General features: G+C 71.2%; 12 protein-coding genes. All 12 read right to left on the bottom strand.

The features are described 5' to 3' along the window. Positions 1–2 precede the first annotated feature (2 nt). The 12 genes from nuoK to EV372_RS13550 all read right to left on the bottom strand — a co-directional run bounded on the left by nuoK (position 3) and on the right by EV372_RS13550 (position 12,432). Positions 3–302 carry an NADH-quinone oxidoreductase subunit NuoK gene (nuoK, locus tag EV372_RS13605; protein WP_013156051.1) on the bottom strand — a complete coding sequence of 100 codons (300 nt, stop codon included), beginning with the start codon at positions 300–302 and terminating at the stop codon, positions 3–5. After that, positions 290–1,333 (bottom strand): NADH-quinone oxidoreductase subunit J, encoded by a 1,044-nt coding sequence (locus tag EV372_RS13600; protein ID WP_130396306.1) that lies wholly within the window; start codon positions 1,331–1,333, stop codon positions 290–292. Before EV372_RS13600 ends, nuoK begins: the two co-directional genes overlap by 13 nt. Next, positions 1,330–1,887, bottom strand: a complete 558-nt coding sequence (gene nuoI, locus EV372_RS13595) for an NADH-quinone oxidoreductase subunit NuoI (protein WP_013156049.1) — start codon at positions 1,885–1,887, stop codon at positions 1,330–1,332. The genes EV372_RS13600 and nuoI overlap by 4 nt, the downstream gene beginning before the upstream one ends. Further along, a complete protein-coding gene (gene nuoH / locus EV372_RS13590; protein ID WP_130396305.1) occupies positions 1,880–3,253 on the bottom strand; it encodes an NADH-quinone oxidoreductase subunit NuoH in 1,374 nt (457 codons plus the stop codon). The genes nuoI and nuoH overlap by 8 nt, the downstream gene beginning before the upstream one ends. Further along, positions 3,250–5,742, bottom strand: a complete 2,493-nt coding sequence (locus EV372_RS13585; protein ID WP_130396304.1) for an NADH-quinone oxidoreductase subunit G — start codon at positions 5,740–5,742, stop codon at positions 3,250–3,252. The genes nuoH and EV372_RS13585 overlap by 4 nt, the downstream gene beginning before the upstream one ends. After that, entirely contained in the window at positions 5,739–7,058 is a 1,320-nt protein-coding gene (gene nuoF / locus EV372_RS13580) for an NADH-quinone oxidoreductase subunit NuoF (RefSeq protein ID WP_130396303.1), read from the bottom strand. Before nuoF ends, EV372_RS13585 begins: the two co-directional genes overlap by 4 nt. Then, a complete protein-coding gene (nuoE, locus tag EV372_RS13575) occupies positions 7,055–7,807 on the bottom strand; it encodes an NADH-quinone oxidoreductase subunit NuoE (protein WP_130396302.1) in 753 nt (250 codons plus the stop codon). The genes nuoF and nuoE overlap by 4 nt, the downstream gene beginning before the upstream one ends. Next, the gene (locus tag EV372_RS13570) at positions 7,804–9,099 is read right to left on the bottom strand and encodes an NADH-quinone oxidoreductase subunit D (RefSeq protein WP_130396301.1); all 1,296 of its coding nucleotides are present in this window, start codon (positions 9,097–9,099) and stop codon (positions 7,804–7,806) included. Before EV372_RS13570 ends, nuoE begins: the two co-directional genes overlap by 4 nt. Positions 9,100–9,142: 43 nt before the next feature. Beyond that, positions 9,143–9,883 carry an NADH-quinone oxidoreductase subunit C gene (locus EV372_RS13565; RefSeq protein ID WP_130396300.1) on the bottom strand — a complete coding sequence of 247 codons (741 nt, stop codon included), beginning with the start codon at positions 9,881–9,883 and terminating at the stop codon, positions 9,143–9,145. A gap of 1 nt (position 9,884) precedes the next feature. Then, on the bottom strand, positions 9,885–10,430 hold the full coding sequence (locus EV372_RS13560; RefSeq protein ID WP_013156042.1) for a NuoB/complex I 20 kDa subunit family protein: 546 nt from the start codon (positions 10,428–10,430) through the stop codon (positions 9,885–9,887). A 55-nt stretch (positions 10,431–10,485) separates the two neighbouring features. After that, the gene (locus tag EV372_RS13555; RefSeq protein ID WP_026114451.1) at positions 10,486–10,845 is read right to left on the bottom strand and encodes an NADH-quinone oxidoreductase subunit A; all 360 of its coding nucleotides are present in this window, start codon (positions 10,843–10,845) and stop codon (positions 10,486–10,488) included. A 282-nt stretch (positions 10,846–11,127) separates the two neighbouring features. Further along, complete coding sequence (locus EV372_RS13550; protein ID WP_019610406.1) at positions 11,128–12,432, bottom strand: geranylgeranyl reductase family protein; 1,305 nt, start codon at positions 12,430–12,432, stop codon at positions 11,128–11,130. Between the last annotated feature and the right edge of the window lie 432 nt (positions 12,433–12,864).

Here is a 12,864-nt window from a genome sequence, read left to right as displayed (position 1 = left end):
TTCTAGTGCTTGAGCAGGTTGGCGTCATCCAGCGACGCCGACCTGCGGGTTCGGAAGATCTGCATGATGATCGCGAGGCCCACGACCACCTCGGCGGCGGCGACGACCATCACGAAGAAGGCGATGACCTGCCCCTCGATGTCCCCGTGCATCCGGGCGAACGCGACGAACGCCAGGTTGCAGGCGTTGAGCATCAGCTCCACGCACATGAAGACGATGATCGCGTTGCGCCGGACCAGGACGCCGACGGCGCCGATGGTGAACAGCAGCGCCGCGAGGACGATGTAGTTCATCGGGTCCACGAGGACTCGACCTCCTGCCCGTTGCCGTTGCCGTTGCGCGGTCCGTCCGCGTCGTCGGGGCCGTCGGGGCCCACGGCCCCGCCGCCGCCCTCGTCGGCGTCGTCCTCGGCCCGCGTGCCGTTCTCCGCCCGGTCCCCGGGCGTGCGCGCGGCGGGCCGGGCCCGGTCGTCGGCGACCGGTTCGGCCGTCTTGGAGTCGGCCGAGTCCGAGGCCCCGCCGGGCAGCGGGGCCTGGCCCGCACGCACGGTCGTGGGCACCCGGGACTGGTACTCGGGGGCGCGCGCGCTCAGGACGGGGTTGAGCGAGAGCTGGGAGACCGTGCCGTCCGGCAGCAGCGCGGGCATGTCGATCGCGTTGTGCCGGGCGTAGGTGCCCGGTCCCGGCAGCGGGGTCGGGTGGTCGCCGCGGATGCGGTCCTCGGCGATCTCCCGCTGGGTGCGGCGCTTCTTGGTGCGGGCGGTGTGCGCCAGGACCATCGCGCCCAGGACCGCGGTGATGAGCAGCGCGCCGGTGGCCTCGAAGGCGATCACGTAGCGCAGCAGCAGCTCGCCCGCGATCCACGGGATGGTGCCCCCGGCCGCCGCGGCGCCCTCGGTGAGGCCGACCGGGTCGCCCACGGCGATGCGGGTGATGCCCGTGGTCAGGGCGCCGGCGAAGCACAGGGCGACGACGGCCGTCATGATGCGCTGTCCGCTGAGCGTCTCCACCAGGGAGTCGGCCGAGCTGACGCCGATGAGCATCAGCACGAACAGGAACAGCATGAGGACGGCGCCGGTGTAGACGACGATCTGCACGACCATGAGGAAGGGCGCCGCGTTGATGCCGTAGAAGACCGCCAGGCCGACCATGGTCAGCGCCATGGACATCGCCGAGTGCACGGCCTTGCGGGAGAAGACCACGCCCAGGGCGCCGAGGAGGACCACGGCGCCCAGGATCCAGAACGCGGTCGCCTCGCCGCCGCCGATCGGCGCGGCCAGGTACAGCGGCTGGTCGGACGGCGGGGCGGCGTGGACGCTGGTGAGCGGGTTCAACGGACCGCCTCCGGGGTCTCGGGCGCCTCGTGCCCGTCCTGCGAGCCGTGCTGGCCGCGCCCGGTGGCGTAGTAGTCCTGCTCGGTCTCGCCCAGGCGCATGGGGTGGGGCGGCTGCTCCATGCCCTCGCGCAGCGGGGCCAGCAGCTGCTCCTTGGTCCAGATCAGGCTCTGCCTGCTGTCGTCGGCCAGCTCGTACTCGTTGGTCATCGTCAGGGCGCGCGTGGGGCAGGCCTCCACGCACAGCCCGCACAGGATGCACCGCAGGTAGTTGATCTGGTAGACCCGGCCGTAGCGCTCGCCGGGCGAGTACCTGTCGTCGTCGGTGTTGTCACCGGCCTCCACGTAGATGGCGTCGGCCGGGCAGGCCCAGGCGCACAGTTCGCACCCGATGCACTTCTCCAGGCCGTCGGCCCACCTGTTCAGCTGGTGCCGTCCGTGGAAGCGCGGCGCCGTGGGGCGCTTCACCTCCGGGTACTCGACGGTCGGCACCTTCTTGAACATCGTGTGGAAGGTGACACCGAAACCCTTGACGGGGTTGAGCCACTCAAGCACCGGTAACCTCCTCACCCTTCTTGTTGCGGTCGGCGGCGGCCGGGGCCGTCCGCGGCGGTTCGGCGAGCACGCTGCTGCCGTAGTGCGGTGCGGCGCTCGGCGGAACCGGGAAGCCGCCGAAGGCGGGTTCCCGGTGCGCCCGTCGGGCGTTCTCCGCGCGCTGGCGGGCCTCCTCGGCGCGCTCGCGGCGCACGTGGCGCAGCCAGGCGGCGAAGACGGCCACGGTCGCGGCGGTGAAGGCGGCGATCACCACGCCGACGACCAGCGGGGAGGCGCCGTCCAGGACGAGCATCCGCACGACGGCGACGGCGGTGATCCACACCAGCTGGATCGGGATGAGCACCTTCCAGCCCAGCTTCATGAGCTGGTCGTAGCGCACCCGGGGCAGGCTGCCGCGCGCCCAGATGAACAGGAACATCACGCAGACGAACTTGAGCAGCCACCACAGGGCGGGCCACCAGCCCTCGTTGGCGCCCGGCAGGATCGCCGCGATCCCGGGCGGGGCGAGCCAGCCGCCGAGGAAGAGCGTGACGGACACGGCGGCGACCGTGCACATGTTCACGTACTCCGCGAGGAAGAACATCGTGAACTTCATGGACCCGTACTCGGTCATGAAGCCGCCGACGATCTCGCCCTCGCCCTCGGCCAGGTCGAAGGGCAGCCGGTTGGTCTCGCCGACCATCGTCACCAGGTAGATGAGGAAGGACGGCAGGAGCAGCACGGCGAACCACAGTCCGCGCTGGGACTCGACGATCCCCGAGGTGGTCAGGGTCCCGGACATGATGAAGACCGCGACGAAGGACAGGCCCATCGCGATCTCGTAGCTGATCACCTGCGCGGAGGCGCGCAGGCCGCCGAGCAGGGCGTAGGGCGACTGGGAGGCCCAGCCGCCGAGCACGAACCCGTAGACCCCCAGCGCGGCGGTGGCCAGGACCACCAGGGCCGCGACGGGCAGGTCGGTGAGCTGGAGCGGGGTGATGACCCCGAACAGGTTCACCTCGGGCCCGATCGGGATGACCGAGAAGGCGATGAAGGCGGGCACGGCCGCGATCATCGGCGCGGCGATGTAGACGAACCGGTCCACCCCGCGCGGGATCAGGTCCTCCTTGAGGGAGAGCTTGATGCCGTCGAAGAGCGACTGGAACAGGCCGAAGGGGCCCATCCGGTTGGGTCCGTGGCGCTGCTGCATCCGGCCCATGACCTTGCGGTCGGCCATGATCATCATCAGCACGCAGATCATGAGGAAGACGAAGATCGCCAGCGCCTTGATGGTGGTGATCCACCAGGGGTCGCCGCCGAAGGCGCTCAGCGTCTCCTCGGAGGCCAGGTGGGCGGTCACGCCCGGTCCGAGAGCGGCGGGGGTCACTGCTGCCTCCCGTGGGTGCTGGCGGACCCGTTGCTACCGGTTCCGGTGGTGGTGGACGCGGACAGCAGGACGGTCTGCCCGGCGCCGCCGCCCAGGTCGCGGGGAACGTCGCACCCTTCGGCGTTGGCCGGGAGCCAGACGACGCGGTCGGCGATGTCGGTGACGATGACCGGCACGGTCACCGATCCGCGGGCGCCGGTGACGTGCAGGGTTCCGCCGTCGGGGACGCCGATCTCCTCGGCCGTGGCCGGGGACAGGTAGGCGCGCGCCTGCCGGGCGGTCCCGGCGAGATAGGGCTCGCCGTCCTCCATGCGGCCGGTGCCGAGCAGTTGCCGCCAGGTGGACAGCAGGGCCTGGCCGGGTTCGGGCCGCACGACCTCGACGGGCCGCACGCGGGGTCCGTCCGCGCGCTCGCCGGTCCACAGGCCGAGCTCCATCAGCTCGCCGTAGGCGGACGCGGCGTCGGGCAGGCCCAGGTGCACGTCCATCTGGTCGGCGATCGCGGAGAGCACCCGCAGGTCGGACAGCGCGCCGGGCACCCTGAGCGCGTCGCCGAAGGGCCGGTGGCGGCCCTCCCAGTTGACGAAGGTGCCGGACTTCTCGGCGACGGCGGCCACCGGCAGCACCACGTCGGCGCGGTCGGTGACGTCGCTGGCGCGCAGTTCGAGGCTGACGACGAACGGCACCCGGGCCAGGGCCGCGCGGGCGGCGTCGGGGTCGGGCAGGTCGTCCAGCTCCACCCCGGCGACGACCAGGGCGTCCAGCTCCCCGGCGGCGGCCGCCGCGAGGATGGCGGCCGTGTCGCGGCCGGGGGTCTCGGGCAGGGAGCCCACGTTCCAGACCTGGGCGACCTCGGCGCGGGCGGAGGGGTCGGCGACCGGTCGGCCTCCGGGCAGCAGGCCCGGCAGCGCTCCGGCGTCGACGGCCCCGCGCTCCCCGGCGCGGCGCGGCACCCACACCAGGCGGGCGCCGGTCCGCTCGGCCAGGGCCGCCGCGGCGGTCAGGGCGCCGGGCACGGCGGCCAGGCGCTCGCCCGCCATGATGACCGCGCCCTCCTGGTTCAGGGCCGCGACGACGTCGGGGTCGTCGGTGTCCAGGGCGTTGAGGACGCGGGCCTCGTCGCCGGGGACGGCCCGGACCAGGGTCCCGTGGGTCTTGGTCAGGCCCAGGCTGGCGTGGGAGCCGACCGAGTAGACCTTGAGGCCGCGCTTGCGCACGCCCTTGCGCAGCCGCAGGAAGACCAGGGGCGACTCGTCCTCGGGCTCGAACCCGGCCAGCAGGACCGCGGGCGCCTTCTCCAGGGCGGTGAAGTCCACGCCGACCGGGGTCCCGGCCACGTGGGCGGCCAGGAAGTCGGCCTCCTCCGGCGAGTGCGCGCGGGCGCGGGCGTCCACGTCGTTGGTGCGCAGGGCCACGCGGGCGAACTTGGCGTAGGCGTAGGCGTCCTCGTAGGTGAGGCGGCCCCCGGTCAGGACGCCGACCCGGCCGCGCGCGGCGGCCAGGCCCTGGGCGGCGACGCCGATGGCCTCGGACCAGGAGGCGAACTCCAGGGCCCGGGACTCCCCGTCGCGCACCAGCGGGCGGGACAGGCGGTCGGACTGGGTGGTGTAGCTGAACGCCCACCGGCCCTTGTCGCAGTTCCACTCCTCGTTGACCTGCGGGTCGTCCCCGGCCAGGCGGCGCATGACCTTGCCGCGCCGGTGGTCGGTGCGCTGGGCGCACCCGTCGGCGCAGTGCTCGCACACGCTGGGCGTGGACACCAGGTCGAAGGGGCGCGACCGGAACCGGTAGGCGGAGCCGGTGAGCGCGCCGACCGGGCAGATCTGCACGGTGTTGCCGGAGAAGTAGGACTGGAAGGGCTCGCCCTCGGCGATGCCGACCTGCTCGTCGGCGCCGCGCTCCATCAGCTCGATGAGCGGGTCGCCCGCGATCTGCGCGGCGAAGCGGGTGCAGCGGGCGCACTGCACGCAGCGCTCCCGGTCCAGCAGCACCTCGGTGGACAGCGCGATCGGCTTGGGGAAGGTCCGCTTGACGTCGACGAAGCGGGTCTCGCCCTGTCCGGTGGACATGGCCTGGTTCTGGAGGGGGCACTCGCCGCCCTTGTCGCAGACCGGGCAGTCCAGCGGGTGGTTGATGAGCAGGAACTCCATGATCCCGCGCTGGGCCTTCTCCGCCACCGGGGAGGTGAGGTGGGTGTTGACCACCATCCCCTCCATGACGGTGATGGTGCAGGAGGCCTGCGGCTTGGGCATGCCGCGCCCGTTGCCCATGTCGGGGATCTCGACCAGGCACTGGCGGCAGGCCCCGACCGGGTCCAGCAGCGGGTGGTCGCAGAACCTCGGGATCTGGATGCCGAGGAGTTCGGCGGCCCGGATCAGGAGGGTCCCCTTGGGCACCTGGACCTGGAACCCGTCGATGGTGACGGTGACGAGGTCCTCGGGCGGCGGTGCGGGCGCGGCTCCGCCGGAGGAGTTGGAGGTGACGGTCACTGCTGTCCTCCCGTCGTGGTCGGCCGGTCGCCCCAGAGGGTGGCCCGGGAGTGGTCGAAGGGGCAGCCGCCCCGCTCCACGTGGTCGATGTACTCCTGGCGGAAGTACTTGATCGAGGAGGTCACCGGGCTGGTCGCGCCGTCGCCGAGGGCGCAGAAGGAGCGGCCGAGCAGGTTGTCGCAGATGTCCAGGAGCTTGTCGAGGTCGGCCTCGGTGCCCTGCCCGTTCTCCAGCCGGTCCAGGACCTGGACCATCCAGAAGTTGCCCTCGCGGCAGGGCGTGCACTTGCCGCAGGACTCGTGGGCGTAGAAGGCGATCCAGCGGCCGACCGCCTTCACCACGCAGGTCGTCTCGTCGAAGATCTGGAGGGCGCGGGTGCCGAGCATGGACCCGGCGGCGCCCACCGACTCGAAGTCGAGCGGGGTGTCCAGGTGCTCCTCGGTGAAGATCGGCGTGGAGGAGCCGCCGGGCGTCCAGAACTTGAGCCGGTGCCCGGGCCGCATCCCGCCCGACATGTCGAGCAGCTCGCGCAGGGTCACGCCCAGCGGGGCCTCGTACTGGCCGGGGTTGGCCACGTGCCCGGACAGGGAGAAGAAGCCGAACCCGGCGGACTTCTCGGTGCCCATGGACGTGAACCAGTCGGCGCCGTTGGCCACGATGCTCGGCACGCTGGCGATGGACTCGACGTTGTTGACCACGGTCGGCGAGGCGTAGAGCCCGGCGACCGCGGGGAAGGGCGGCTTGAGCCGGGGCTGGCCCCGGTAGCCCTCCAGGGAGTCCAGCAGCGCGGTCTCCTCGCCGCAGATGTAGGCGCCCGCCCCGGCGTGGACGACGACGTCGAGGTCGAAGCCGGTGCCCAGGACGTCCCTGCCGAGCAGTCCGGCCTCGTAGGCCTCGGCGACGGCCCGGCGCAGGCGCCGGATGACGTGCAGGACCTCGCCGCGCACGTAGATGAAGGCCTGGCTGGACCTGATCGCGTACGCGGCGATGGCCACCCCCTCCACCAGCACGTGCGGGTTGGCGAGCATGAGCGGGATGTCCTTGCAGGTGCCCGGCTCGGACTCGTCGGCGTTGACGACGAGGTAGCGCGGGTTGGGGTTGTCCGCGGGCAGGAAGCCCCACTTCATCCCGGTGGGGAACCCGGCGCCGCCGCGGCCGCGCAGGCCGGACTTCTTGACCAGGTCCACGATGGCGTCGGGCTCCATGGCCAGCGCCTTGCGCAGCGCGCCGTAGCCGCCGGTGGCCCGGTAGCCCTCCAGGGTGAAGGAGTCGGGGCGGTCCCAGTCGCGCGAAAGGATCGGGGTCAGGGTGGTCACTTGGCGTCCTCCTCACCCTGGTCGGAAGGCTTGGGAGGGAGGTTGTCCGGGTCGGGCGCGGTCCAGCCGTGCTCCCGGGCCAGCCTGAGTCCGGCCAGGGAGGGCGCGGCGGCCTGGACGCCCTCGCCCGCGCGGCCGTCCTCGAACCCGGCCAGCACGCGGGAGGCCTGCTTCCAGGTGCACAGGCTGGCGGGGCCGCGCGTGGGCGCGACGTCCCTGCCCAGGCGCAGGTCGTCCACGAGCCGCTTGGCCGTGTCGGGGGTCTGGTTGTCGAAGAACTCCCAGTTGACCATCACGACGGGCGCGAAGTCGCAGGCCGCGTTGCACTCCACGTGCTCCAGCGTGACCTTGCCGTCCTCGGTGGTCTCGTTGTTGCCGACCCCCAGGTGGTCCTTGAGGGTCTGGAAGATCTCGTCGCCGCCCATCACCGCGCACAGGGTGTTGGTGCACACGCCCACCTGGTAGTCGCCGCCGGGGCGGCGGCGGTACATGGTGTAGAACGTGGCGACCGCGTTGACCTCGGCGAGGGTGATGCCGAGCTGGTCGGCGCAGAAGCGCATCCCGGCCTTGCTGACGTGCCCCTCCTCGGCCTGCACCAGGTGCAGCAGCGGCAGCAGCGCCGAGCGCGGCCGCGGGTAGCGGCCGATGATCTCCTTGGCCTCGGGCTCCAGCCGGGCGGTGACCTCGGCGGTGAAGGCCTCGCGGGGCTCGGCCGCCGCAGCGGTCTCGGTGGTCTCGTGCTCGCTCACCGGTCCACGCCTCCCATCACCGGGTCGATACTGGCCACGGCGGCGATGACGTCCGCCACCGTTCCCCCCTCGCACATGGCCGCGACGGCCTGCAGGTGGGTGAACGAGGGGTCGCGGAAGTGCACGCGGTGGGGGCGGGTGCTCCCGTCGCTGACCGCGTAGCAGCCGAGTTCGCCCTTGGCGCTCTCGACGGCCGCGTAGGCCTGGCCCGCGGGGACCCGGAAGCCCTCGGTGACCAGCTTGAAGTGGTGGATGAGCGCCTCCATGGAGCCGCTCATGATGTGCGCGATGTGGTCGGGCGAGTTGCCCAGGCCGTCGGGCCCCAGCGCGAGCTTGGCGGGCCAGCCGATCTTGGCGTCCTGGATCATCACCGGGCCGGGCTGGAGCTTGTCCAGGCACTGCTCGATGATCTTCAGGCTCTCCTCCATCTCGGCCATGCGCACCCGGTAGCGGGCGTAGACGTCGCCGCCGTCGGAGACGGGGACGTCGAACTCGTAGCCCTCGTAGCCGCAGTAGGGCTTGGCCTTGCGCAGGTCCCAGGCCAGGCCGGAGGCCCGCAGCAGCGGGCCGGTGACGCCGAGCGCCATGCAGCCGGGCAGGTTGAGGTGGGCCACGTCCTTGGTGCGGGCGAGGTAGACGGGGTTCTCGTCCAGGAGCTTGCGCATGACGGCGATGCGCTTGGGCATCTCCTTGAGCAGCTCGCGGACCTTGCCAGCCGCGCCGGGCGGCAGGTCCTGGGCCACGCCGCCGGGGCGGATGTAGGCGTGGTTCATCCTCAGGCCGGTGACCAGCTCGAAGATGTCCAGGATCATCTCGCGCTCACGGAAGCCGTTGGTCATGACCGTGGTCGCGCCCAGCTCCATGCCGAAGGTCGCCATCGCCACGAAGTGCGAGGCCATCCGGTTGAGCTCCATCATCATCACGCGGATGACGCTGGCCCGCTCGGGGACGCGGTCCTCGATGCCGAGCAGCCTCTCGACCGCCAGGCAGTACGCCGCCTCGTTGAACAGCGGCGTCAGGTAGTCCATGCGGGTCACGAACGTGGTGCCCTGCGTCCACGTCCGGTACTCCATGTTCTTCTCGATACCGGTGTGCAGGTAGCCGATACCGACGCGCGCCTCGGTGCAGGTCTCACCGTCGAGGGTGAGGATGAGCCGCAGGACGCCGTGCGTGGAGGGGTGCTGGGGTCCCATGTTGACGACGAGGCGTTCGGCGCTGGTGGCCTGCGCCTTCTCGATGACGTCGTCCCAGTCCCCGCCGGAGGCGTCGATGTAGTCCTCGGTGATGGTCATGCCGGGCCTCCCTCTGTGACGGAGTGCGTGGGGTTGGCGGGGCTCACTTGTAGGACCTCCGCTCGTCCGGCGGGGGCACGGTGGCTCCCCTGTACTCGACCGGGATGCCGCCCAGCGGGTAGTCCTTGCGCTGGGGGTGGCCGTGCCAGTCGTCGGGCATCTGGATGCGGGTCAGCGCCGGGTGGCCGTCGAAGACGATCCCGAAGAAGTCCCAGGCCTCGCGCTCGTGCCAGTCGTTGGTCGGGTAGACCGACACGATCGAGGGCACGTGCGGGTCGGCGTCGGGGCAGGTGGTGGCGACGCGGATCTCGCTGTTGTGGGTGATCGACCGGAAGTGGTAGACCGCGTGCAGCTCCCGGCCGGCGTCGTCGGGGAAGTGCACGCCCGTCACGCCCAGGCACAGCTCGTAGCGCAGGGCGGGCTCGTCGCGCAGCAGGAGGGCCAGCCTCGGCAGCGCCTCGCGGCGGGTGTGGAAGGTCAGTTCGCCGCGGGCCACCTCGACCCGCTCGACCGCTCCGGCGTCCTCTCCCAGGGCGGCCTCCAGGTCGTCGGCCACCCGGTCGAAGTCGGCGGTGCGCGCGTCCTCGGGGTCGGTGTAGGGACGCTGGCTGCGCGCGGGAGCGCTCCCCCGCACCTGTAGGCGGCCGAAGCCGGAGGTGTCGCCGGTGGTCGTGGCGCCGAACATCCCGGTGCGCCGGACCGGCGCGGCCAACCGCTCGCGGCCCAGCTTGTCGGGGAGGTTGGCCGCTTCCTCGTCGCGTTCGCGTTCGTTGTCGGTACTCATGTCAGTCCTTGCTCACCAGCGGCAGCGAACGGCGGAGCATCCGCTCCTCGTTCTCGGTGATCTCCTGCTCCCGGTGGGCGCCGAGCTTGGTGTTCTGCACCTTGTCGTGCAGCTTGAGCACGGCGTCCAGGAGCATCTCCGGCCGCGGCGGGCAGCCGGGCAGGTACATGTCCACGGGGACGACGTGGTCCACGCCCTGGACGATCGCGTAGTTGTTGAACATGCCGCCGCTGGAGGCGCACACGCCCATCGCGATGACCCACTTGGGCTCGGGCATCTGGTCGTAGATCTGGCGCAGGACGGGGGCCATCTTCTGGCTCACCCGCCCGGCGACGATCATCAGGTCGGCCTGGCGCGGGGTGGCGCCGAACTTCTCCATGCCGAACCGCGCCAGGTCGTAGTGCGGGCCGCCGACGGACATCATCTCGATGGCGCAGCAGGCCAGGCCGAACGTGGCGGGCCACATGGAGCTCTTGCGGGCCAGGCCCACGACCTGCTCGACGGTCGTGAGCATGATGCCGCTGGGCAGTTTCTCCTCTAGTCCCATCAGACGCTCTCCTCCTGCGGGCTGGGCTGCTGGGTGTGGTCTGCGGTCGGCGCGGTCAGTCCCATTCGAGGCCTCCCCGGCGCCACTCGTAGGCGTAGGCGATGGAGACGTTCACCAGGAAGAGGACGATCGCGACCAGTCCGAACCAGCCCAGGGCGTCGAAGTGCACGGCCCAGGGGATGAGGAAGATGATCTCGATGTCGAAGACGATGAACATCATGGCCGTCATGTAGTACTTGACGGTGAACCGGCCGCCGCCCGCGGGCTGCGGCGTGGGCTCGATGCCGCACTCGTAGGCCTGCATCTTGGCGCGGTTGTAGCGCTTGGGCCCCAGGACCGCACCGGCGACCATCGACACCACGACGAACGCGGCGCCGATCCCGCCGAGCACGAAGATCGGTGTGTACAGCTCCACGCTCACCCTCCTCCTGGCTGCTGGGCACGCCCGCGCGGCGTGCCGGGAGCGCTTGTGATTGCTTTCACTTGTGCGGGCTCATCTCCGGTCGTCCCGTGTGTCCTGTTGTGGAGCCGGGCTCGACCGCCCGGTGGGTTGTGTGTCACGGCTGGGTCGGCGCCCCGTGTCCCGGGGGCCTCGGCGCCGCGGCGCCCGGCTGTCGGCGCTCGTGCGGCTCCGGTCCTCCCCGGGAGGCGGCGCCCCGTCCGGGCGGGTCCGGGCGCGGGCGCCCGGACCCGCCCGTCAGGCCGCGGGGGCGATGCGGGACAGGCCGTTGATGACCCTGTCCATGGCGTCTCCCTGCGTGGGCTCGGTGAGGTTGGCCAGCATCTTCAGCACGAACTTCATGAGGGTGCGCTGGCGCAGGCCGTACTTGGTCGCGTACTTCATGAACTCGGGCTGGCCGATGACCTTCACGAAGTAGCGGCCGAGCGTGTAGTAGCCGCCGTAGGTGTCGGCGAGCACGTCCGGGTAGCGCAGCAGGGCCCGCTCGCGGGTCTGCTGGGTGGGTCTGCCGTGCGCCTGCACGATCACGTCGGCGGCGATGTTCCCGGCCTCCATGGCGTAGGCGATGCCCTCGCCGTTGAAGGGGTTGACCATGCCGCCCGCGTCGCCGACGAGCATGAGGCCGCGGGAGTAGTGCGGCACCCGGTTGAAGCCCATGGGCAGCGCGGCGCCGCGGATGGCGCCCTTCTGGTTGTCCTCGGTGAAGCCCCACTCCTCGGGCATGGACTCGGTCCAGCGGCGCAGGAGCTTGCGGTAGTCCATGTCCTGGAAGGAGGAGGTGGAGTTGAGGATGCCCAGGCCGACGTTGCTGGTGCCGTCGCCGACGCCGAAGACCCAGCCGTAGCCGGGCAGGAGGACGTCCTTGTCGCCGCTGCGGTCCCACAGCTCCAGCCAGGACTCCAGGTAGTCGTCCTCGTGGCGGGGGCTCTCGAAGTAGGTGCGCACGGCCACGCCCATGGGGCGGTCGTCGCGCTTGCGGATGCCCATGGCCACGGACAGCCGGGAGGAGTTGCCGTCGGCGGCCACGACCAGCGGCGCCCGGAAGGTGACGGGCTCGCGGTCGGCGTTCTTGGCCCGGACGCCGACGATGCGGTTGCTGCGCTCGTCCATGAGGGGGCCGGTGACGGTGGTGCGCTCCAGGAGCTTGGCCCCGGCGGCCACCGCGCGGTTGACCACGATCTGGTCGAAGTCGTAACGGGTGCGCACGAGGCCGAAACCCGGGTAGGCGGCCAGGTCGGGCCAGGGCAGTTCCAGGCGGACGCCCGCGCCGATGATGCGCAGGCCGTGGTTCTTCATCCACCCCGGGTCGTCGAAGGTGACACCCATGGCGGTGAGCTGCTTCACCGCACGGGGGGTGAGTCCGTCTCCGCAGACCTTCTCCCTCGGGAAGGAGGTCTTCTCCAGGAGCAGGACGTCCAGTCCTGCCTGGGCAAGGTAGTAGGCGGTGGTGGAGCCGGAGGGACCTGCGCCGACCACGATCACGTCGGCGTCGTACTCGGTCCGCTCCCGGCCTCGGGGAGAGGAGGTGGCTGTCTCGCTCACGGGTGGGTCCTCGACTGCTCGCGCGGATGCACCGTGGCGGGTCTGCCTGCGGGATGGACCCGCTCACGGGGGGAGTTGTATGGGTGCTGTGGGGAGTCCGTTATGTCCGACATAGAGGCATGTGTCCTATACCTCCCAGACTTGTGAAGCACTTCACAAGCCCTTTTCGGCAGTCTAGACCCTCCCGCAGCCGGAGGCGAGTCCCCAGGGGGTATTCAGACGGCCCGCTATCAAAGGGGATATAGGCCCCAGAAGGCTTCAGACGCCCCGAACGACGTCACGCTCCGCGAGAGCCCCAGTTCAGAATGGTGACCACCGCCACAGGCGCCACACGGGCAACACGAAGATCCCGAGGAGCGGGGTGCTCCTCGGGATTACGAAATTTTTATGCCTGATGTGCCCCGGCCGTGCGGGGTCCGCGGGGCGCACTCG

The sequence above is a fragment of the Nocardiopsis sp. CNZ308 genome (assembly GCF_004217075.1).
The sequence above is the reverse complement of the archived record's forward strand: the minus strand, read 5'-3'. Positions and strand labels throughout refer to the sequence as shown.

What these genes read in the sequence shown, in the direction of transcription:
- EV372_RS13570 (WP_130396301.1), bottom strand. Translation starts at nt 9,099, where the DNA reads ATGACCATCACCGAGGACTACATCGACGCCTCCGGCGGGGACTGGGAC.
- EV372_RS13565 (WP_130396300.1), bottom strand. Translation starts at nt 9,883, where the DNA reads ATGAGTACCGACAACGAACGCGAACGCGACGAGGAAGCGGCCAACCTC.
- EV372_RS13560 (WP_013156042.1), bottom strand. Translation starts at nt 10,430, where the DNA reads ATGGGACTAGAGGAGAAACTGCCCAGCGGCATCATGCTCACGACCGTC.